Consider the following 21,075-nt stretch of genomic DNA (forward strand, 5'->3'; position numbering starts at 1 on the left):
ACATAGGGGTCAGAGCAACGAGCCTTCGCCTCTCCGCCGGACTTTACATAACGTACATTATCGGCGTTGGGTACAAGGGGTGGTGATGGGGGTCAGCGCGACCCGCTCGTGCCCAGTAAGGCCCAGCCGAGGTGCTGCGCGGCTCGCTTGTCGAAGGTCATCACCGTGCGTGCATGTGCGTCACGCGCACCGACGTCGATCATCGCGTCGGCGAAGTCAGCCCCAGCCGCGGCGGCGTCCAGGACTTCCTTCAGCCCGCGTGGACAGACGAGCTCGGGTGTCCCCAGAAGCTGACGAAAAGCTGACAGCACCATCTCGACGCTCACGTTCCGGACCCTGGTCAGCACCCAGTATGTTTCGACCAGGACGATAGGCCCGATCCAGGCTGGGCGCTCGATCGACAAGGACTCGAGGAGTTCGCGCGCAGCGTCATGCTGATCCGGGTCGTCGTCCAGCAGGACGCGCACCAGGACGTTCGTGTCCAGTGCGATCACGACGAGGTCGCGCCTTCGGCGATGGCCTCGTCCATGTCCTCGAGAGTCAACGGCGGGCCGTCGTACGGGATCAATCCCAGCAGCTTTGTCGCGCGTTCATGCTTCGTCGACATGGAGACAGATCCATCCTCGTGGATCTGGAAGGCCACCTTGGACCCTGCGGTAAGGCCCAGGGCTTCCCGCACCGACTTGGGGATCGTGATCTGACCCTTCGTTGTCACCGTTGAGATCGGCATGGCAACACTCTCCTTCTCCTTACATGAGGGTAAGGCGTGTCATGCCGGTCGAGCAAAGAGTGCGCAGGATCAGGCCGCCTCTACCGATCGCCGCATGACGGTGTTGCGCAGTCCCTTGGATCGGATGAACTCGAACCCGGCGTCCTCGTACATGGTGCGCGTGCCGTTGTAGACGAACGAGTTGTTCATCCGCTTCTCGCCGATCTCGTGCGGATAGCCCTCCACGACGCCGCCGCCCGCCTCGGCGATCTGCGCCAGAGCTCCATCCAGCGCGACCCGGGCGAATCCGTTCCTGCGGTATCGCTTGTCCACGAAGATGCAGGTGATGCGGTAGTCCGGCTCCAGATCGGCCTCGGCGAGGTACTGCTTGCGATGGTGGATGTTCGGCAGCTCAGTCGGCGTCCCGTACTCGGCCCAGGCCACGGCCTCATCTCCGATCATCACCAGTGCAGCGTGCGCCTGTCCCCCGCTGACCAGCTGTTTCTTCAACTCACGGTTCCCCTGTGCGCTCTGGCCGCGCTCCGCGCAGTCCGGATGGAAGTAGATGCACCAGCACCCACCGAAGATGCCGTTGTGACGCTCCACTAGATCTGCGAAGGCGTCCCACGTATCAGGGCTCAGCGGCCTGATCACCGGCTGTTCCGCCTGCTCGGCCTCAGGTGCCATCGATGATCACCAGCTCGTTCCCCTCCGGATCGGCGAGGGCCCACAGTCCCGGCGCCTCCTCGAGCAGTCGGCCTCCGGCGCCGAGCGCCGCATCGAGACGCGTTCGTCCCTGGCCGGGCGGCACCGTCAGTTCGAGGTGCAGGCGATTGCGCTGGCTGCGTCGTTCCTCGTCGGCCTCGAGATCCTGGAACACCAGCACAGGGTTCAACCGCCTCGGGTCGACGATGTCGGTGACGTCATTTCGCCGGTCAGGCACGTACCCGAGCACGGCGCACCAGAAGGCCCGGACCGCCGCGACATCGGCGGCATCCAGCACGAACTGGACAAACCGCGGCAGCATCGGATCGGTGGCAGCACCGAGATCCTGGGCTGCTCGCTGGATCCTCCGGGCCATCGAAGCGACATCGACGTTCAGGCCGTGTGCCTCGGCATCGGCCTGGTCCTTGCCGGAATCCAGGATCACGAGCCCAGGGCGCAGGTCGATCACCAGGGGAAAGCCGACCTCCGTGGCGATGGTGGCCGCCGTATCGGCCACCGCCACCTGCTGGGCGGTCGAACCGATCCGGTAGCAGGCCATCACGCTGAACACCGCCTGCCAGCCGTCCGTGCCGGGGCCGTCACCGTAGGGCTCTCCCGGCACCAGGTCCACCTCGTTGCCATCGGCGTCGCTGTGACGCAGCCCGTACGGACCACCGGGCTCCCCCGGGCTCACCTGCTCGACAACAGCTGACGGCCGCACCACGTCCACGTGCATCCGATTGCGCAGGGGTCGGTGTTCGCTCGAGGCGCGGATCTGCAACGCTGGATCCCGTTGCAGGGGGTCTGAAAGTGCGCCCCGCTCCCCCGGCACATAGCCAAGCGCGCTGTGCCAGAAACCGGAGACGGCTTCCGGGTGCGGGGACTCCATCACCAGGCCGATCCGTGGAGGCGCCGCCTCGCTCGCCACAGAGCCGAGCTCCAGGATTCCTCCGGCCACTGCCGCGACGTCCTCGTCCGGATTGAGTCGAACCTGCAGCCCCGAATGTCGCACGTCGATGCTGCTCGCGGGCACCCGCTCCGCGACGCGTCGTCCCAGCGCCACCGAATCGACCAGGGACGACGTCTCGAACCATGCCGTCGCAGCGCCGTCGATCATCGACCACCCCGGTGTGAGCCCCGTCATACGGCACATACTAGAGCGCACTGCCGCGCGGGAGAAGAGCTGGTGTCACTCACTCACGAAGATGCACAGCGGATGGCCCGCAGGATCGGCGACCACGTACAGCGGTTCCTCCGGGTCATCCGTGCGGTCCAGCAGGAGTGTGGCCCCCAGAGCCAGAGCCCTGTCCTTCTGCCGCTCCAGCTCGTCGATGGTGGGCACGGTGGTGTCGAGGTGGAATTGTTGAGGCACCTCGCTCGAGGGCCATGTGGACCGCGCCACCTTCTCGGTGCGTTGGAACGCCAGGGAGATCCCGGCACCGCGCAGCACCAGCCACCCGTCGTCGTCCGCCTCCCCCTCAGCCGGGGGCTCGTCGCCGGGTCGGTAGTGGAGGCCGTACAGCTGTCGGTAGAACTCTGCGAGCCCACGGGCGTCCTCGGCATCGAGGACCACCTGGAGGATCGATGGCTACCTCTCCCCCGCGGTCTCGCCGTCAGCCGGCACCTGCGCATCGTTGACCATGGCGCTCAGGCTAGGCATGTCTCCGGCGTGCCACAAGACCGCCCGCCAGGAATGTTCACCCCGCGTTCCCCGGTTCCTCGCATCCCGGTCCCCCAGGTCTGAACGGCCGCCTCTCCCCCGCGAGAACATGCAGCGAAACCGCCATGCATCCGCCCGATTCGTGTACGTCTGCCCAGGTCAGGGGGCCGGAATCGACGGCAGTCCGGTATCTCCGACTCCGGTGATCACCCTCACGCGGACGCCTCCAGGACGCAGGAAGACCCCCACCGGAAACCTTCTGGTGACCTACCGGTAGCCGAACTGCTCGAGGCCCAGCATCATCATGACCAGTACGAATGCAGCGGCCTGGGTCGAGACCGGATCGCGCGGCACCCGGGCGGATCACCCGCTGTTCATCTTGCGCCCGCAACGACGCGCCCTTCCCGGGCCGCGCGGTTCACCCTCTGGTCAGCAACGTCGCCCGGAGCGTTCACCGCCGCCGGACATAGTCCCCGTCGTGACCACACACTCCATCCCCGGGATCGAACCGATCGCGGATGATCAGGCCCCGCTGCGCCGCAAGCGCGGCGTGAACTGGCGGCACGTGGGCCTCGCAGCCCTGTTGGTGCTGCCGAACATGGCCCTGCTGCTCGTGTTCACCTACCGCCCCTTGCTGGACAACATCCGCATCTCGTTCTACCACTGGAACATCTCCTCACCGCGGATGAGGTTCGTGGGTCTGGACAACTACGTCCGCTACTTCTCGGACCCCGAGAGCTGGCAGATCATGCTGCAGACCTTCCTGTTCACCGGGGCCACGGTCGTCGGGTCGATGGTCGCCGGGCTGGGCCTGGCACTGGTGCTGGACCGCAACCTGCGCGGGCGCAACTTCGTGCGCGCCGTCGTGTTCGCCCCCTACGTGATCGCCGGAGCCGCCATCGGCGTCGCCTTCCAGTTCGTGTTCGACCCGAACTTCGGGCTGGTCCAGCAGCTGCTGGCGTGGACCTCTGTGGAGTCCCCGAACTTCTACCAGCACCGCTGGTGGGCCCTGTTCATGGTCACCTTCACCTACTTCTGGAAGAACCTCGGCTACACCTTCGTGATCTACCTGGCCGCACTGCAGGGCCGCCGTGCCGACCTGGACGAGGCCGCCGAGATCGACCGCACTCCCCCGTGGCGCCGCTTCTGGCGGATCACCCTGCCGCAGCTGCGAGGCACCACGGTGTTCCTGTCCATCACGGTGCTGCTGAACTCGTTCCAGGTGTTCGACATCATCCAGGTGATGACCAAGGGCGGCCCGTTCGAGACTGCCACCACCACGATGGTCTACCAGGTGTACCAGGAGACCTTCGTGAACTCCCAGGCCGGGTACGGCGCAGCCGTGGCCACCGTGATGTTCGCGTTCGTCCTGATCATCACGGTGATCCAGGCGCGGCTGCAGAAGGAGTCCTGACCGATGAGCACCGTCGTCCTCCCTCCAACACCAGGCACCACCGTCGAGGCAGAGCCCACCCTCACCGCCGCACAGAAGCGCCGGCGCGCCGCGGCAGTGGGCGATGCCGGCTCCCCCGCCGGCAGGATCGCCGGGTACGCAGCGATGGTCCTCGCGGCGCTGATGTTCCTGCTGCCGCTGTACTTCATCGTAATCACCTCGCTGAAGACCCACGGCGACATCTACTCCAACCCCATCAGCTGGATCCCCGACCCCTTCGTCCCGGGCAACTACGTGGACGTGTTCAACAACCTCAACTTCGGGATGTACCTGCGCAACTCCCTGATCATCACCTCGGCGCTGACCGTGGTGGAGGTGACGCTGGGAGTGCTGAGCGCCTACGGGTTCGCGTTCCTGAAGTTCCCAGGACGGGACCTGCTGTTCGTCCTGGTCATCGGCTCACTGATGGTCCCCAACCAGATCACCATCATCTCCAACTACGCGCTGGTGGCGCAGTGGGGCTGGCGCAACACCTTCATCGGCATCATCGTGCCGCTGGCGGGCGTCGCCTTCGGGACCTTCCTGATGCGCAACCACTTCCTGTCCCTGCCCACCGAGATCATGGAAGCGGCCGAAATGGACCACGCCGGCTTCTTCCGCACCCTGTTCAAGGTCGTCCTGCCGATGTCCTGGCCCACCCTCAGCGCCTTCACGCTGATCACCGTGGTCACCGAGTGGAACCAATACCTGTGGCCGTTCCTGATCGCCAACGACGACAGCGTGATCCCCCTGCCCATCGGTCTGACCCAGCTGCAGGACGCCGAGGGCATGACCAACTGGGGCCCGGTAATGGCCGGAACCGTCATCACCACCATCCCCATGCTGATCGTCTTCGCGCTGCTGCAGAAGCAGATGATCAAGGGCCTCACGGCAGGCGCTGTGAAGGGTTGACCCACACCCCCGGCCGACCCATCGGCCCACGTTCTCCCGGGAGACCCTCCCGGGCCCTCCCCCGCACCACCCCGAACAAGGAGACACTCATGTCCGTCGACCGTCGCAGTTTCATCGGCCTGGCCGGCGCTTCCGCCGCCGCACTCACCCTCGCTGCCTGCTCCGGTGCCGGTGCCGGGTCAGAATCCGGTGGCGGGCAGGAGGGCGACGGCACCCTCCAGTTCTGGTCGAACCACCCCGGTGGTTCCAAGGAGCTCGAGCAGGCCATGATCGACGCCTGGAACGAGGCCAACCCCGATACCCCCGCCGCCCTGGTCAGCGCCGGCGCCAACTACGAGGAGCTCGCCCAGCGCGTCAACGCCGCCCTCACCGGTGGTGATCTGCCGGATGTCTTCATCGCCTCGGACGTCACCTGGTTCAACTTCGCGCTGAACGAGGCGACCACGCCGCTGGACGACCTGTGGACCGAGAACGACATCGACTCCGACGACATCGTGGACACCCTCCGTGAGGACTACACCTTCGAGGACAAGCACTACGGCATGCCGTACTGCCGCTCCACCTGCCTGATGTACTTCAACACCGACGTGCTCACCGCTGCCGGGCTGCCCACCGACCGTGGACCGGAGACCTGGCAGGAGTTCGCCGAGTGGGCCCCGAAGATCGTGGAGGCCAACGACGGCAAGCCCGCCCTGGTGGTCCCGGACGGTGCCAACTACCTGGACTGGTACTTCCAGGGCATGATCTGGGCCTTCGGCGGGAAGTACTCCGAGGGATGGGAGCCCACCTTCACCTCCGCCGAGGCGGTCGAGGCAGGCACGTTCCTCCAGGAGCAGGTGCGCGCCGGGCACATCGCCATCGACGCCAACGCGAGCAACACCTTCGCGATCGGCGAGGCCTCAGGCCTGCTGCAGTCCACCGGGTCCCTGGGCGGACTGAACGACACCGCCTCCGCCCCGTTCCACACCACCTTCCTTCCCGGCCCCGGTCCGTCCTGCGCCACCGGCGGTGCCGGACTGGCGATCCCCGCGGGGATCTCCGACGAGCGCAAGGCGATCGCCGTGAAGTTCATGGACTTCATCACCAGCACGGAGAACACAATCACGTTCACCCAGGCCACCGGCTACATGCCGGTGCGGAAGTCCGCACTGGAGCACCCCGACGAGGTCGCCTACCTCGAGGAGAACCCCAACGCGCAGACCGCCATCGACCAACTGGCCGAGAACACCGCCCCGCAGGACGCGGCCCGCGTTTTCGTCCCCGGCGGCGGTGCCCGGATCGGCGGCGGCCTGGACCGCATCACCATCGGCGACGAGGACGTGCAGACCGTCTTCCAGTCGCTGTCCGACGAGACCCAGGAGGTCATCGAGCGCGACATCGAGCCGCTGCTCGGCTGACCCACACCCACTCCCCCGTCCAAGGAGACCACCATGGCCCACGTCGCCTTCCGCCAGGCGTCCCGCATCTTCGACCCTGCACGCCTGCCGGCCGTGAACCGCGTGAACCTGGAGATCGTCGACGGCGAGTTCCTGGTGCTCGTGGGACCGTCCGGCAGCGGCAAGTCCACCGCGATGCGGATGCTCGCCGGACTGGAGCCGGTAGACGAGGGCAGCATCCTCATCGACGGCCAGGACGTCACCGAGATGCGTGCCCGTGATCGTGACGTGGCCATGGTGTTCCAGTCCTACGCGCTGTACCCGAACATGACCGCCCGGCAGAACATCGCCTTCGCCCTGGAGAACCTGAAGCTCCCCAAGGACGAGATCGCCCGCAAGGTGCAGGAGGCGGCCCGGATGCTCGAGCTGGAGCCACTGCTGGACAAGAAGCCGGCTGCGATGTCCGGCGGCCAGCGGCAGCGCGTGGCGATGGGCCGTTCCATCGTGCGCGACCCCAAGGTGTGGTGCATGGACGAGCCGCTGTCCAACCTCGATGCGAAGCTGCGCGTGGCCACACGCGCCCAGATCGCTTCCCTGCAGCGCGACCTGGGGGTGACCACCGTGTACGTCACCCACGATCAGACCGAGGCGATGACCATGGGCGATCGGGTGGCGGTGCTGAAGGACGGGGTGCTGCAGCAGGTCGACGAGCCCACCCACATGTACGAGCACCCGGGTAACACCTTCGTCGCCGAGTTCATCGGTTCCCCCTCGATCACGATCCTGGAGGGCGTCACCGTGAAGGAGGGCCGCGCCCTGCTGGGCGAGGGCCACCGCTTGGACCTCGGCATGCCGCCCGAGTTCGACGAGAAGATCGCCGATCGCGTGCTGGTGGGGGTGCGGCCGGAGCACTGGGAGATCGTCTCCCGCTCCGATGAGGACCGTGACGACCAGTGCGTGCCCCTGGAGGTGCAGCTGGTGGAGAACCTGGGGGCAGAGGCCTTCGCCTACTGCGTGGCCCAGGTGACCCCGGGCTCCACTGTGTCGATCCGGCAGAAGCGGATCGCCGTGCGCCTGGACTCCGCCAAGGACGCGGTGCAGGGGGATGTGCTCTGGTTGCGACCTCGACCCGGCTCCTGTTCCTTCTTCCACCCCGACAGCGAGATCAACCTCGAGTACCTCTGAGGGCTCAGCCCTCGGCCTGCTCCTCCAGCTGCTCCAGGGTGAGCTCGTCGCGGCGCAGGGCGCCGAGGATGCGCCAGGTGCGGATCACTCGTGGCAGGGCGATCACCAGCAGGCCCGAGACCAGGCACACCAGCGCCGTGACCACGTCATTGGAGGTGCCCTGCTGCATGCGGGTGGACAGTGTGATGGTCGCTCCCGCCAGTAGGGACAGACCGATCATCACCGGCAGCGAGTCCTGATCCAGGTACTTGTGGGCGGTCCCGATGATGGTGTCGTGGTACCCGGGCAGGGACACGACGATCAGCCACGCGAAGGCGAGGCCCCCGGCGAGGTTGGTCACCAGGCTCACCGCCCATAGCCGCACCACCTGCCACCAGGTGCCCTGGCCGGCGATCACGGCGTTCAGCGGGAGCAGGAACTCTTCGGTGAACAGCTCGGAGTGGGCGAGCTTGAGGGCCAGCAGTCCCACGCCGAATGCCATCCCGGCCAGGATGTCGGAGTCGGTGGCCTGTTTGACCAGCACCATCGCCAGGATGCCGAGACCCACGTCGATCCCACCGAACAGGCCGGTGATGATCAGCTCGGGCCATTTGCGGTTCAGTCGTTCCGCGCCCTCCGCCACCGTGGAGACCGCCTCGTCCAGAAGCTCGTCCTGATGTCGAGGTCGTTGCTGCCCAGTCGTCGGCGCTGCTGGTCCTGATCCATACCGGGAGCCTATGCGCGCTGCGCCGAGGGGGTGTGCCGGCCGGCCAGCACGAAGCAGCCGATCGAGATGAGGGAGCCGACCACCATGGTGATCGCCATCGGCAACGAGGAATGGGTGCCGGCGATACCCACCAGCGGCGCGGCGAGGGAGGCCGAGAAGGAGAAGCCAAGGCCCAGCATCGCCGAGCCGGTCCCGGCGAACTCGCGGGCCTGCTCGGAGGCCATCGCTGCGCCGTTGCCGAAGATCATGCCCTGCGGAGCCACGGTGAAGAAGAACGCCGGGAGCACGATCCAGGCCGGGGTGTCGAAGAACAGGCTGCCGATCAGCAGGGCGAAGCTCGCCAGGCTCACCACCGCCAGCGCCACTCGCATGATGCGGCGGGGGTGGATGGTGCGGGTGAGGCGGGCTGAGAGGAACGCGGCGGCCATCATGCCCGTGGAGTTGATCGCGAAGCTCACGGAGTACTGGGTGGAGGTGAAGCCCAGCATCTCCTGCACCACGAAACTGGAGGCGGAGACGTATGCCATCAGCGCGAACGCCGAGAAGGCGTTGACCAGCATGTAGGCGACGAACAGGCGTCGCCGCAGCAGAGTCCCGGCGTTGTGCAGGAAGGTACGGAAGCCGCCGGCATGGCGGCGCTCCTGCGGCAATGACTCGGGGATCAGGAACAGTGTGCCCAGCAACGAGATCAGGGACATCGCCGCGATCGCCCAGAAGATCTCGCGCCACTGCCCGACCACCAGGATCAGGCCGCCCATCAGCGGTGCGACTGAGTATTCGTAGTCGTGGGAGCCACCGAATCTTGCTCTTGGGGACCGCCGATCGTGCCGACGGGGGCCAGTAGCCGCCGCGGTGGGGACCACTGGCTCCCGCCGGCATCGGGTCACTGGGGCAGTGCGGTGTGTTCTCGCATGTTCCTGTCGCCGGTGTCGATCCAGATTGTGTTGTGCACGATGCGGTCCATGATCGCATCGGCGTGGACTGCTCCACCGAGCCGGGCGTGCCAGTCCTTCTTCGGGTACTGGGTGCAGAACACGGTCGAGCCGGTGTCATAGCGGCGCTCGAGCAGTTCCAGCAGCATCGAACGCATTCCCTCGTCAGGATGGTCCAGCAGCCACTCGTCGATCACCAGCAGCGAGAACGTGGAGTACTTCCGCAGGAACTTCGTCTGGCCCTGCGGCTTGTCCTTTGCCAGGGCCCAGGCCTCTTCGAGGTCGGGCATTCGGATGTAGTGGGCTCGGAGCCGGTGCTGGCAGGCCTGCTTCGCCAGCGCGCAGCCGAGGTAGGACTTCCCTGAGCCGGTGAAGCCCTGGAAGACCACGTTCTGTTGCCGCTGGATGAAGGAGCAGGTTGCCAGTTGCGCGATCACGTTCCGGTTCAGTCCCCGTTCCTCGACCAGATCCAGCCGCCGCAGGTCCGCTCCGGGATAACGCAGCCCCGCCCGGCGGATCAGACCCTCGACCTTTCCATGATTGAAGATGGAATGCGCCTCGTCCACGATCAGCTGGAGCCGTTCCTGGAACGACATCCCCAGCACGTGAGCCTCATCCTGGGCATCGATCGCGTCCAGCAGCGCGGTCGCGCCCATCTCGCGCAGCTTCCGCTTCGTGTCGTTATCGATCACGCTCACCGGACACCTCCGGCGTAGTAGTCGGCGCCACGGACGTATCCGCCGTCTTCCGCGGGTTCCTCGCGGGGTGGACGCAGGGCGGCGACCTTGTCCTGCCCGGTGGCCAAGATCGGGTGCAGATGCGCATAGCGCGGTGAACGGACCCGTCCCGTCAGCGCGAGTGCGCAGGCCGCCTCGACCCGATCTACGGAGAAGCGGCGAGAGAGCCGTAGCACCGCCAACGCGGGATCCAGGCCCTGTTCCACGATCGGCACGGACTCGAAGATCCGCTGGATCACGATCACCGTGGCCGGCCCGACCCGATCTGCCCACGCCCGCACCCTCTGCGCGTCCCAGGCCTGGAAACGCTCGCCCGCAGGTAGGTCCGCGTCGTTGGTGCGGTACTCATTGCTCGCGGTCTCCGGGAGCAGCAGGTGACTGGTCAGTCGCTGGCTGCCCTGATAGATCTCCAGCGTCCGGGCCGTGATGCGCAGATCGACCTTCGCGCCGATGTGCGCGAACGGCGCGGAGTAGAAGTTCCGCGCGAACGTGACGTGCCCGTTCCTGCCCACTCGTCGTCCGTAGTGCCATGTCGAGATCTCGTAGGGCACCGCCGGCAGCGGCGTCAGCAGCGGCCGCTCCTCCGCGTCGAACACGCTGGCGCGGGATCCGGGCCGCTTCTGGAACGGCTCCGCGTTATAGGCCTCCATCCGCTGCCCGATGGCGGCTGCAAGTTCGGGCAGGGACGTGAATCGCTGATCCCGCAGCCCGGCGATGACCCAGGTCGCGACGTGCGCGACGGTGTTCTCCACGCTCGCCTTGTCTTTCGGTTTCCGCACCCTCCCCGGGAGCACCGCCGCCGAGTAATGCGCTGCCATCTCGCGATACGCATCGTTCAGGACGATCTCGCCCTCGCGGGGGTGCTTCACCACACCGGTCTTGAGGTTGTCCGGAACGATCCTCGGGACCGTCCCGCCCAGCGCCTCGAACATCGCTACGTGCGCTCGCAGCCAGGACTCCTGGCGCATATCCAGCGCCGGGAAGCAGAACGCGTAACGAGAAAAAGGCAGGCAGGCAACGAACAAGAACACCTTCGAGACCTCGCCGGTGACCGGATCGGCCAGCTCCATCGTGGGGCCGGACCAGTCGACCTCCACGCTCTGGCCGGCCTTGTGACCGACTCTCGAAGCGGCACCGGTGACCATGACGTGGTGCTGGTAGGTGCGGCAAAACCGGTCATACCCCATCGCCGGATCCCCAGCCGCCGTGGTCGCGTCGAAGTACTCGCCGTGCAACAGCTTCAGCGTCACGCCGACCCTGGCCATCTCTCGATGGACCTGTTCCCAGTCCGGCTGTGCGAACACGCTCTCGTGCTCGCCCCGGCCCGGGAACAACCGGGCATACACCTGCTCATCGGCGACGTCCGCGATATCGCCCCACCCGATCCCTGCAGCGTCAGCGGCCTCGAACACCGCCCTCACGGACTTGCGGGACATGCCCTGCGAGGACGAAATCGCTCGCCCCGACAGACCTTCTGCGCGCAGCTGGAGCACCAGCTTCGCCCTGATCTTCCGTACCATTCCAGATTGCTCCTTCCGCCGCGTGCCCTATACACACGGCGGAAGGAGCGTAGACAGAGCGGCCCCAACGACACCACTGGTGGTCCCGAACGACGCCACCGCTACGGCAGCGACGTGGCACCCGAACCCTCGATCAGCGGACCCCAGCGAGGCGAATATTCAGTGCGACGATCGGGGCGATCCCGCCGATGCCCTGCATGATGTTCATGATCCGGAACAGCTCGGGGCCGTCGGTCATGTCTATGAGGACTGCCCGGCCCAGCACCATACCGAAGCCGCCCCCGATGCCCTGGAGCACCCGCATCAACAGCAGGATCTCCACGCTCGGGGCGAGGGCGCAGCCGATGGACGCCAGCAGGCACAGCACGATGCCGATCAGCAGCGGGGTGCGCCGCCCGATGCGGTCCGAGAGCGGCCCAGCCACCACCTGGCCAGTGGCGGTGCCCACGAAGAAGGCGGTCAGGGTGAACTGCAGGCTCGCGGCACTGGTGGCGAGGTCGGAGGCCACCTGGGGGAACGCCGGGATGTACATGTCGGTGGCCAGCGGGCCGATGGCGCTCAGCGTGGTGAGCACGACGATCACCATCACGGTGACCTTGGCGCGGGTGCGCGAGAGGTCCTGCTCATCGGGAAGGTGGGCCAGGTCGCGGTCGGCCTCGTCCTCCATCACGGGGATCGCACCGGTGATGGTGGGGATCGAGCCGGTCGTGGTGGGGACGTGCTCGTCGTGCTGCGGGTACTGCTCGTGCTGATCGCTCTGATCGCGGCGGGGTTGGCGGGCGGGGGAAGCCACGGGGGTCCTTTCGAGGGGAAAAGGATGAGCCGGGCAGGGTCGCAAGGATCCCGCCCGGCTCGACCGCACCATCCTAGGGAGGTGGCGGCACTTCCCGATACATCTCAGGCAGTGGGCTGCGCTACTCCCCCGCGGACGTTGTCCTTCTGCTGGGCGCGTCGACGGCGCTCGTACAGCCACACCAGCCCCACGGCCACCAGATCCATCGCGATGAACGCCAGTATGAACGGTCCGCCCATGCCCACCGAGCGGTCGATCACGATCGCACCATCGTCCGACCCCAGCGCGCCGATCACCATGATCACCACGTTGTTGACGACGTGGAGGGCGATCGGGGCCTCCAGACCTCGGCTGATCACGGCCATCGCAGCCATCGCGGCGCCGAAGATCGTGTAGTAGCTCAGCAGCCACGGGTCCACCGACCCGTGCATGATGCCGAAGATGATGCTGGAGACCACCAGACCCACCACCAGAGCCACCTTCGCGGGGCGGATCCATGAGGCGACCGACGGCATGATCGCGCCGCGGAACATGATCTCCTCGGCAGCGGCCTGCAACGGGGTGGTGAACAGGGTGATGACGATCAGTGCGATCACCCCACCGCTGAGGGAGATGGCCTGCAGGGAACTTGGGTCGATCACAAAGAAGATCGCGTTGACCACCAGCAGCAGCACCAGGAACATCCCGGTGTACACGCCCAGTCGCCCCCAGGAGGCGCGGCGGGCAAGGGCGAACTGCTCACGCACCGGCACCTTCCCGATCCACCGCATCAGAGCGATCGAGATCGGTGCCATCGCGGCGATGCTCAGGTTCGCGGCCAGCATCATCAGCGGCGACAGCGCGAGATTCGCCATGTCCGGCTCGTTGCCGAGCACGAGCCACTCGAACATCACCACACCGACGCTGGCGACGATCTGGATCACCAGCATCAGGATGATCAGCAGGGGCACGATCACCAGTGGCTTCCACCAGCTCATGCGCACGTGAGCACCGAAGGGGCGGCTCTGGTCGACGGCCGGTGGCCGTACCGAGGCAACGGCGGGCGTCGGGTTCGGGTCGGGGGTGGGAGCACCGGCCCGTTCAGGGACGGAAGGCTCCTGATAGATGTTCGTCATGCCTCGACCCTTTCAAAGGGAGGGCCTGCCGTGCACGTCCAGGGGTTCACCGTGGGGTTGACCGAGCGGCCCGAGTCGGGAGTTGCCCCTCAGGCTTTCGTCGGGGCGTCCCCTGCGACGATCGTCGAGGCGCCCGGGTCCGCGTCAGCGGCCTCCCCCACGAGGCGAGCCTGGTATGTGGGATCGGTGCGCTTCAGCCAGCGGATCACCCAGGCGGTCACGGGGATCGCGGCGTACTGGACCAGCACTTTGTAGAGGAATCCGAGGATCGTGTACTGCGCCCACTGCTCCACGGTGGTGATGCCGATCGCGGCCGCGGCAATGGTGCAGAAGATGATGGTGTCCACCAGTTCGCCAAGGCCGCTGGCGGTGAAGAGCCTGCCGATCAGGCCGCGCTCGCCTGTGCGCTGCTTCATGCGACTCACCAGGAAGGAGTTCAGCGACTGCCCGGCGGCGAAGCCTGCCAAGCCCGCCACCACCACGATCCAGACGGGGCCGAGGGCGAGTTCGAGGGCTTCCTGCTTCGCCAGGCCGTAGTCGTCGGGGAACGGGGGCAGGGCGATGATCACCTGGTAGCTGAGGGTGGCGATGACGCTCACGGTGAAGGAGGTGATAATCGCGCGGCGCGCGGAGCGAGGGCCGTACAGCTCGGTGATGACGTCGCCGAGGATGTACGCCAGGGGGAACAGGAAGAAGCCGCCGTCGGTGATGATCTCGAAACCGGTGCCGGGGACCGTGCCGAAGCTGACGCCCTTGGCGGCGCCGATGCCGGAGAGGATCACCACGGTGACCATGGCTGCCAACAGGATGTCGAAGTGCGAGGAACCCCGGTCGGCGTAGACGGCGCCGGCCGGGCGTCCAGGGTGGGTGTCTTTTCGTGTGTTCACCGGGGCAGGTTACACAGCCCGGGGGTCGCCCTCCGGCACCACGAATGCCCGCAGGGTGCCCAGGATGGTGGTGGCCGCGAGGTCCGTGACGTCGCGGCCGTCCATCTGCTCGCGCAGCATGAGGTCCACGAACACGCCCACCAGCAGCTGGGCCAGGTCCTCGACGGGCAACAGGGGCCGCTCCCCCTTGACCTCCATGCCTGCCAGCAGCAGCTGGCCGATCTCGTCGCGCAGACGTTCGCGGTGCACGGTGAGCCGATCCCGCAGCTCGACGTCGCGCAGCGAGCGGGAGACCGCATCGGAGTACAGCAGGTACCACTGGCGTCCGAAGGGCGGATCGCCTCGAAGATGGTCACCATCACGGTGGCGTCGTCGGCCGGCGCCTCGCCGCCGGCGGGCATCGCCTCGATCAGCTCCCGACCCATGATCGCCAGCAGCTCCTCGGTGACCGAGGCGAACAGCTCGTCGAACACCTCCTCCTTGGTGGAGAAGTTCGAGTAGAACGCTCCGCGGGTGAAGCCTGCCGCGGTCACCAGGTCGTCCACGGTGGCGCCGTCGATCCCCTTCTCCACGAACACGTCCAGCGAGGCCCGCACCAGGCGCGTGCGGGTGTTCTCCTTGCGCCGGGTGGCGGCGGATTCCGGGAGCGGTTCGAACAGATCGGTCATGGGTCCTTCAGGGGCGCGGAGGGATCGGGTGCTGATGCTCTCACTCGCGTCGTGCACCTGGGCGAGCACTCAGGTTCTGGATAGTATCCCATTGATACATTCGTGTATCGAGTGCATGGCTGTCTCGAATGCGTCCTCGCATCCGGCCAGCGCGTGCCCGTGCCGCCACTTCGCCATCCGTCGAATCCCGATCTGGAGATCGTGTGTCCTCCTCCCTGTACCGACTCGGTCGCGCCATGGCAGCGGCCGGGTGGAAGATCGTCGCCCTGTGGACGGCCCTGCTGATCGCGGTCGCCGCCCTCGCCTTCGGGCTGAACGGCTCCTTCTCCACCGAGTTCGAGATCCCCGGCACGGAGGGGCAGGCCGGCATCGACAACCTCGCCACCCGCTTCCCCGAGATGGGCGGCACCTCCGGCCAGGTGGTCTTCCGCACCACCGACGGCACCACGGTGGACGAACTGCAGGGGCCGATCGAGGAGACGATGACGGCGATCGGCGAGGTGGAGGGCGTGGAGGTGGCTCCCTCCCCCTTCGACGAGCTCTCCCCCGGCACCCGCAACCAGGACGACACCGCCCTGATCGCCCAGTTCCAGCTGGACGGGCAGATCGGTGAGTTCCCCGCATCCGCGCCGAGTGAGGTGCTGGAGATCGTCGAGGCCGCCAATACCCCCGAGCTGGAGGCCCACCTGGGCGGTCAGGTGCTCAACAGCGCCGAGATCCCCTTCAGCATCGGTGAGGTGCTGGGCATCGTGGTGGCCCTGATCATCCTGGCGATCATCTTCCGCTCGTTCCTGCCGGCGATCATCCCGATCGTCACCGCGATCATGGGCGTGGGCATCTCCATGCTGGCCCTGGTGGCGCTCTCCGCCGGGATCGAGATCCCCTCGGTCACCACCGCACTCGGCACGATGCTGGGCCTGGCCGTGGGCATCGACTACGCGCTGTTCATCCTGCACCGCCATCGCGGCAACCTCGAGCAGGGCGACGACGTCACCGAGTCCATCGGCACGTCCCTGGCCACTTCCGGCAGCGCCGTCATCTTCGCCGGCATCGCCGTGATCATCGCCCTGGTGGGCCTGTTCGTCACCCGCATCCCCTTCGTCACCGTCATGGGTGTGGCAGCTGCAGCCACCGTGGCCCTGTCCGTGCTGGTGGCGGTGACGATGCTGCCCGCGATCATGGGCATGCTCGGCGAGAGACTGCGCCCCAGGAAAGTGCGCCGCCTGATGGCGGACAACGGAGGCACCCTGCCTGCCGAGGACCCCCAGCAGGGCCCCCGGAAGAAGCCCTTCGGCACCGGCTGGGTGCGCCTTGTCACCAAGGTCCCGGCCCTGACCATCCTGGTGGTGGTGCTGGGCGTCGGTGCGATGTCCGTCCCGCTGAAGGACCTGGAGCTGGCCCTGCCCGACCAGGGCACCGAGCAGCCCGGCACCCCCGCCCGCGACACCTACGACCTGATCGCCGAGGAGTTCGGCCCCGGGTACAACGGTCCGCTGCTGGTCACCGCCGACATCATCAACACCACCGATCCGCTCGGCGTGGTGGAGCAGCTCGAGAACGAGATCGCCTCCCACCCCGACGTGCGCGAGATCCAGATCGCCACCCCCAACCGCGGCGCCGACCTGGCGGTGATCGCCGTGGTCCCCGAGGGCGGCCCCACCGAGCAGTCCACCAAGGACCTCGTGCAAGACCTGCGCGACGCCGGCCCCACCTGGGAGGAGGAGTTCAGCATCTCCGAGGTCACCGTGACCGGTGCGACCGCCGTCGGCATCGACGTCACCGACATGCTCTCGGAGGCCCTGCTGCCGTTCGGCATCTTCGTGGTGGGCCTGTCGCTGATACTGCTGATGGTGGTGTTCCGCTCGATCTGGGTGCCGATCAAGGCGTCGCTGGGCTATCTGTTGTCCGTGGGTGCAGCCTTCGGCGTGACCGCGATGGTCTTCGAGTACGGCTGGATGAACGATCTGTTCTTCGTGAGCGTCAACGGCCCGGTGGTGGCCTTCATGCCGATCTTCGTGATGGGTGTGCTGTTCGGCCTGGCCATGGACTACGAGGTGTTCCTCGTCTCCCGGATGCGCGAGGAGTACGTCCACTCCGGTGATGCCAGGCGCGCCATCGAGAAGGGCTTCACCGGCAGCGCCCCCGTGGTCACCGCCGCCGCCCTGATCATGGTCGCCGTGTTCGCCGGGTTCATCACCACCGGCTGGTTCATGCTGCAGCCCATCGCGATCGGCCTGGCTGTCGGTGTGCTGGTGGACGCCTTCATCGTCCGCATGACCCTGGTGCCCGCGGTGCTGGCCCTGCTGGGCCCGCGCGCCTGGACGCTGCCGGCATGGCTGGACCGCCTGCTCCCCACGGTCGACGTCGAGGGCGAGGGCCTGGCGCACGTGCTCGAGCACCGCCGCTGGACCGAGCAGAACGGCAAGGCAGCCCTGCGACTGGACGGAGCCGTGGTCCCCACCCCCGATGACGGCGAACCGCTGGGACCGCTCAGCGGGTCCATCACCCCCGGCACCCTGCTGGTGGTGCGCAGCGCCGACGACGCAGCCCGTGGTGCCTTCCTGTCCCTGGTCGCGGGCCGCCTCTCCCCCACCGAGGGGATCGTCGCCCTGCACGACCGGCTGCTGCCGCAGGACACCGGCGCCGTCCAGGGCCGCACCCACTGGATCGGCCCGCGGACCGACGTGACCGCTCGGCTCCGGGACGTGACCGGCAAGGACCTTGCACACCGGGTGGTGGTGATCGAGCAGATCGAGGACCTCGCACACGCCGCGACCGTCACCGAGGACCACACCATCCAGCTCCTGGACGAGCTGCTGGAGCGCGGCGTCACCGTGGTGATCGGCTCCCGCTCCGAGCACGCCCTGGACGCCGAGCGTCATCTGCACGAGTCCCTGCAGGATCCCACCCGCCTCACCGCCCTTGCACTGCACCGCTCCCCCGCCCCTGAAGGAGCCCTGGTATGAACCGCCTGCGCCACCCCCGCACCCTGATCGTCGTCCTCCTGCTGCCACTGCTGGTGGCCGCGGTGGGCATGTGGGCGCTCAGCGGTCGCGTCGACCGCATCGACGAGGTGCCCGCCGCCGTGGTGAACCTCGACGAGGGCACCACCATGGAGGTCGACGGCGAGGAGCAGATGGTGCCCTTCGGCCGGCTGCTGGCCGGTGCACTCACCCAGCCCGGCACCGTCGAGGGTCAGGAAGCACCGGAGATGACCGGTTTCGACTGGCGCCTCACCGACGCCGAGGACGCCCGCCAGGGCCTGCGCGACGGCACCTATGCCGCGGTGGTCACCATCCCCGCCGACTTCTCCGACAAGGTGGGCACCCTGGGCACCCCCGACGCGGTCCAGGCGCAGCTCCAGGTCACCACCAACGATGCCAGTGGGCAGCTGAACGCACTGGTGGGCACCGCGGTCGCGCAGGCCTCGGCCTTTACCATGGGCGGGGAGATGGCCCGTCAGTACCTCGACGGGATCTACCTCGGGTTCAACGACCTGCAGTCCAGCTTCGACGAGGCCGCCGACGGTGCCCGCGAACTGGCCGACGGCACCTCCGAGCTCGACGACGGTCTGGGGCAGACCGCCGACGGCACCGAGGAACTCGCTGATGGCGCCGATGAGGCCGCTGGGGGCACCCGCGAACTGGCCGACGGCGCATGGGGCCTTGCCGATGGCACCCGCGCGGCGGCCGATGGCAACCGCCAGCTGGCGGACGGACTGGGCGGCCTGGCCGACGGCACCGACGGGGTCGCCGGCGGCAGCCGCGACCTGGCCACGGGCCTGGACGAGCTGGCGGGCGGCGTCGAGGGCGCGGCCTCCGGCACCGACGAGCTCGCCACCGGCCTCGATGAGCTGGCCGATGGCACCGAGGAACTGGCCGACGGCGCCACCGCACTGGAGACCGGTCTGACCGGTACCGACACCGAGCCGGGTCTGCTGGACGGTGCGGACGCGCTGCGCAGCGGCGTCGAGGGCGACGGCACCCCGGAGAACCCGGGCCTGGTGGCCGGCGCCGACCAGCTCGCCACGGGCCTGGAGGGCTACGCCGACGGTGTGCAGAGCGCCTACGACGGTCTAAGCGTCGGACTGAACGGTGACGGAACCGAGCAGAACCCTGGCCTGGTCGCGGGCAGCCGCGGCGTGGCCGACGGCGCCACGCAGGTGGCGGACGGTACCGCGGAACTGCGCGATGGGATCGCCGGGGACGAGGCCGCCGGTGTCCCGAGCATGCTGGACCTGGCACGGGCGCTCGAGGCCCAGACATGCGCTGTCGCTGACGCGGATCCTGCTGACCTAGGTGCCCGGGCCCTGTGCACCCAGGCCGAGGGCAACCTCGCCTACGTCCAGGGCGTGGACGAGGGTCTGAACGGCACCGAGGGCAATCCCGGTCTCGTCACCGGCACCCGCGGAGTCGCCGATGGTGCGTCGGGCATCGCCGACGGCACCGCTGCCCTCGCGGGCGGCGTCGACACCGCCTTCAACGGCGACGGCACCGCCGAGAACCCGGGCCTGATCGCTCCGGCGCAGGCCCTGGCCACCGGTGCCCGGACCAGCGCCGATTCCGCCCCTGTGCTGGTGGACGGCGTGGGTCAGCTGGCCGACGGGCTGCACGCCTACGCCGATGGCGTGGGCGAGTTCTCCGACGGCGCCTCCGAGCTCGCCACCGGCGCCCGGGACGCCGCTGATGGCGCCGGTGAGCTCTCCGGTGGTCTCGCCCAGCTGTCGGACGGCACCCGTGCCAGCGCCGACGGCGCCGATGACCTGGCCGACGGAGCCGGACAGCTCGCTGACGGTGCCCGCTCCAGCGCCGACGGCGCCGGTGAACTGGCCGATGGCGCAGGACAGCTGGCCGACGGCACCCGTGAGCTCGCCGAGGGCAGTGACGAGCTGGCCGGTGGCATCGGTGAGCTGGCCTCCGGGACGGAGGAGCTGGCTGACGGCACCCGTCAGCTGGCCGATGGCAGCACGGAGCTGGCCGACGGCACCGACGAGCTGGCCACCGGTCTGCGCGAGGGCGCAGACTCGGTCCCCACCTACTCCGAGTCGGAGCGGGAGCGGATGGCCGAGATGGGTGCTGAGCCGATCACCTCCGTCGCCGAGCGTCAGAACGAGGCCGCCGGTGCCTCCACTGCGACCTTCCCCTTCGTGGCTGCCCTGGCACTGTGGATGGGCGCGTTCGCGACGTTCCTGCTGCTGCCGGCGCTGTCCGGGCGTCTGTTGGACCGGGCCCTGCCGATGTGGCAGGTGGCGCTGCGCTCCCTGGCCCCGGCCGTGGGCATCGCCGTGGTGCAGGCCGTGGCTGTGCTCGCGGTGATCACCGCCATGGGTGTGTCCCCCGTGTCGCCGCTCGGTGTGGGGGTGGTGGCGCTGGCGGGCGCGATCATGTTCGCGGTGCTGCACCAGGCGCTGATGGCCCTGTGCGGCGATCGCATCGGCCGGATCGTGTCGGTCCTGCTGCTGGTGCTGCAGGCCGTGGCGCTGGTGGGCATCGTGCCGGTGCAGACCGCTCCCCCGCTGCTGCAGTCGGTCAGCGACCTGATGCCTCTGACGGTCGTCTCCCAGGGGCTGGTGCACGCGGCCCTCGGTGGCCAGGTCACCTCGCTGGGCAGTGTGCTGGGCTCGATCCTGGCGTGGGCTCTGATCGGCGTGGTAGTGACCCTCGTGGCCACTCGCAACGCCCGTAGCTCGCGCCGCACCGAGCACGGCGCGGTGGGCATGGTGCCGGCCGCGGCCTGAC

General features: G+C 67.9%; 20 protein-coding genes and 1 pseudogene. 7 read left to right on the forward strand and 14 right to left on the reverse strand.

Going from position 1 to position 21,075, the window contains the following annotated elements:
* Positions 1-92: 92 nt before the first annotated feature.
* The 5 genes from JOD52_RS07465 to JOD52_RS07485 form a co-directional block, all read right to left on the reverse strand.
* Positions 93-494, reverse strand: coding sequence for a PIN domain-containing protein (locus tag JOD52_RS07465; protein ID WP_204409245.1), 402 nt, complete (start codon positions 492-494; stop codon positions 93-95).
* Complete coding sequence (locus JOD52_RS07470) at positions 491-730, reverse strand: AbrB/MazE/SpoVT family DNA-binding domain-containing protein (RefSeq protein ID WP_204409246.1); 240 nt, start codon at positions 728-730, stop codon at positions 491-493. The genes JOD52_RS07465 and JOD52_RS07470 overlap by 4 nt, the downstream gene beginning before the upstream one ends.
* A gap of 69 nt (positions 731-799) precedes the next feature.
* On the reverse strand, positions 800-1,396 hold the full coding sequence (locus JOD52_RS07475; RefSeq protein ID WP_204409247.1) for a GNAT family N-acetyltransferase: 597 nt from the start codon (positions 1,394-1,396) through the stop codon (positions 800-802).
* Entirely contained in the window at positions 1,386-2,531 is a 1,146-nt protein-coding gene (locus tag JOD52_RS07480; protein WP_204409248.1) for a VOC family protein, read from the reverse strand. Before JOD52_RS07480 ends, JOD52_RS07475 begins: the two co-directional genes overlap by 11 nt.
* Before the next feature lie 72 nt (positions 2,532-2,603).
* Positions 2,604-2,987, reverse strand: coding sequence for a VOC family protein (locus JOD52_RS07485; RefSeq protein WP_204409249.1), 384 nt, complete (start codon positions 2,985-2,987; stop codon positions 2,604-2,606).
* 565 nt (positions 2,988-3,552) lie between these two features.
* On the opposite strand from JOD52_RS07485, the gene JOD52_RS07490 reads away from it, so the two are divergent.
* The 4 genes from JOD52_RS07490 to JOD52_RS07505 all read left to right on the forward strand — a co-directional run bounded on the left by JOD52_RS07490 (position 3,553) and on the right by JOD52_RS07505 (position 7,979).
* Positions 3,553-4,488, forward strand: coding sequence for an ABC transporter permease subunit (locus JOD52_RS07490; RefSeq protein WP_204409250.1), 936 nt, complete (start codon positions 3,553-3,555; stop codon positions 4,486-4,488).
* A 3-nt stretch (positions 4,489-4,491) separates the two neighbouring features.
* Complete coding sequence (locus JOD52_RS07495) at positions 4,492-5,418, forward strand: carbohydrate ABC transporter permease (protein WP_204409251.1); 927 nt, start codon at positions 4,492-4,494, stop codon at positions 5,416-5,418.
* 89 nt (positions 5,419-5,507) lie between these two features.
* The gene (locus JOD52_RS07500; protein WP_204409252.1) at positions 5,508-6,815 is read left to right on the forward strand and encodes an ABC transporter substrate-binding protein; all 1,308 of its coding nucleotides are present in this window, start codon (positions 5,508-5,510) and stop codon (positions 6,813-6,815) included.
* A gap of 33 nt (positions 6,816-6,848) precedes the next feature.
* Complete coding sequence (locus JOD52_RS07505; RefSeq protein WP_204409253.1) at positions 6,849-7,979, forward strand: ABC transporter ATP-binding protein; 1,131 nt, start codon at positions 6,849-6,851, stop codon at positions 7,977-7,979.
* Between the two features lie 4 nt (positions 7,980-7,983).
* Here JOD52_RS07505 and JOD52_RS07510 read toward each other — a convergent pair whose 3' ends face one another.
* From JOD52_RS07510 to JOD52_RS16985, 8 genes are all read right to left on the reverse strand, one after another.
* Positions 7,984-8,601 (reverse strand): formate/nitrite transporter family protein, encoded by a 618-nt coding sequence (locus JOD52_RS07510; protein ID WP_338124062.1) that lies wholly within the window; start codon positions 8,599-8,601, stop codon positions 7,984-7,986.
* 92 nt (positions 8,602-8,693) lie between these two features.
* Positions 8,694-9,443, reverse strand: coding sequence for an MFS transporter (locus JOD52_RS07515; protein ID WP_239551828.1), 750 nt, complete (start codon positions 9,441-9,443; stop codon positions 8,694-8,696).
* Between the two features lie 125 nt (positions 9,444-9,568).
* Positions 9,569-10,315, reverse strand: a complete 747-nt coding sequence (locus JOD52_RS07520) for an ATP-binding protein (RefSeq protein ID WP_338124028.1) — start codon at positions 10,313-10,315, stop codon at positions 9,569-9,571.
* A complete protein-coding gene (istA, locus tag JOD52_RS07525) occupies positions 10,312-11,874 on the reverse strand; it encodes an IS21 family transposase (RefSeq protein ID WP_204408388.1) in 1,563 nt (520 codons plus the stop codon). Before istA ends, JOD52_RS07520 begins: the two co-directional genes overlap by 4 nt.
* A gap of 133 nt (positions 11,875-12,007) precedes the next feature.
* Positions 12,008-12,667 carry an MFS transporter gene (locus JOD52_RS16980; protein ID WP_338124063.1) on the reverse strand — a complete coding sequence of 220 codons (660 nt, stop codon included), beginning with the start codon at positions 12,665-12,667 and terminating at the stop codon, positions 12,008-12,010.
* 104 nt (positions 12,668-12,771) lie between these two features.
* Positions 12,772-13,782: a CPBP family intramembrane glutamic endopeptidase gene (locus tag JOD52_RS07535; protein ID WP_239551829.1), complete on the reverse strand. Its 1,011-nt coding sequence runs from the start codon at positions 13,780-13,782 to the stop codon at positions 12,772-12,774.
* 89 nt (positions 13,783-13,871) lie between these two features.
* Entirely contained in the window at positions 13,872-14,669 is a 798-nt protein-coding gene (locus tag JOD52_RS07540) for a queuosine precursor transporter (RefSeq protein ID WP_204409254.1), read from the reverse strand.
* 9 nt (positions 14,670-14,678) lie between these two features.
* Entirely contained in the window at positions 14,679-14,918 is a 240-nt protein-coding gene (locus JOD52_RS16985; protein WP_239552498.1) for a hypothetical protein, read from the reverse strand.
* 99 nt (positions 14,919-15,017) lie between these two features.
* Here JOD52_RS16985 and JOD52_RS16990 point away from each other — a divergent pair, with 99 nt between their 5' ends.
* Positions 15,018-15,170 (forward strand): hypothetical protein, encoded by a 153-nt coding sequence (locus tag JOD52_RS16990; RefSeq protein WP_239552499.1) that lies wholly within the window; start codon positions 15,018-15,020, stop codon positions 15,168-15,170.
* Between the two features lie 17 nt (positions 15,171-15,187).
* Here JOD52_RS16990 and JOD52_RS16995 read toward each other — a convergent pair.
* Positions 15,188-15,337 (reverse strand): annotated as a pseudogene (locus tag JOD52_RS16995) (TetR/AcrR family transcriptional regulator); the annotation flags it as partial.
* 203 nt (positions 15,338-15,540) lie between these two features.
* On the opposite strand from JOD52_RS16995, the gene JOD52_RS07550 reads away from it, so the two are divergent.
* Both JOD52_RS07550 and JOD52_RS07555 read left to right on the forward strand, forming a co-directional pair.
* On the forward strand, positions 15,541-18,303 hold the full coding sequence (locus tag JOD52_RS07550; RefSeq protein WP_204409255.1) for an MMPL family transporter: 2,763 nt from the start codon (positions 15,541-15,543) through the stop codon (positions 18,301-18,303).
* Positions 18,300-21,074 (forward strand): YhgE/Pip domain-containing protein, encoded by a 2,775-nt coding sequence (locus tag JOD52_RS07555; RefSeq protein ID WP_204409256.1) that lies wholly within the window; start codon positions 18,300-18,302, stop codon positions 21,072-21,074. The genes JOD52_RS07550 and JOD52_RS07555 overlap by 4 nt, the downstream gene beginning before the upstream one ends.
* Position 21,075: the final 1 nt, after the last annotated feature.

It is taken from the genome of Brachybacterium muris, assembly GCF_016907455.1.
GTDB lineage: Bacteria > Actinomycetota > Actinomycetes > Actinomycetales > Dermabacteraceae > Brachybacterium > Brachybacterium muris.

Coding starts and splice junctions, on each gene's coding strand:
- JOD52_RS07470 (WP_204409246.1), bottom strand. CDS start 730: ATGCCGATCTCAACGGTGACAACGAAGGGTCAGATCACGATCCCCAAG.
- JOD52_RS07475 (WP_204409247.1), bottom strand. CDS start 1,396: ATGGCACCTGAGGCCGAGCAGGCGGAACAGCCGGTGATCAGGCCGCTG.
- JOD52_RS07480 (WP_204409248.1), bottom strand. CDS start 2,531: ATGATCGACGGCGCTGCGACGGCATGGTTCGAGACGTCGTCCCTGGTC.
- JOD52_RS07495 (WP_204409251.1), top strand. CDS start 4,492: ATGAGCACCGTCGTCCTCCCTCCAACACCAGGCACCACCGTCGAGGCA.
- JOD52_RS07500 (WP_204409252.1), top strand. CDS start 5,508: ATGTCCGTCGACCGTCGCAGTTTCATCGGCCTGGCCGGCGCTTCCGCC.
- JOD52_RS07505 (WP_204409253.1), top strand. CDS start 6,849: ATGGCCCACGTCGCCTTCCGCCAGGCGTCCCGCATCTTCGACCCTGCA.
- JOD52_RS07515 (WP_239551828.1), bottom strand. CDS start 9,443: ATGGGCGGCCTGATCCTGGTGGTCGGGCAGTGGCGCGAGATCTTCTGG.
- istA (WP_204408388.1), bottom strand. CDS start 11,874: ATGGTACGGAAGATCAGGGCGAAGCTGGTGCTCCAGCTGCGCGCAGAA.
- JOD52_RS07535 (WP_239551829.1), bottom strand. CDS start 13,782: ATGACGAACATCTATCAGGAGCCTTCCGTCCCTGAACGGGCCGGTGCT.
- JOD52_RS16990 (WP_239552499.1), top strand. CDS start 15,018: ATGGTCACCATCACGGTGGCGTCGTCGGCCGGCGCCTCGCCGCCGGCG.
- JOD52_RS07555 (WP_204409256.1), top strand. CDS start 18,300: ATGAACCGCCTGCGCCACCCCCGCACCCTGATCGTCGTCCTCCTGCTG.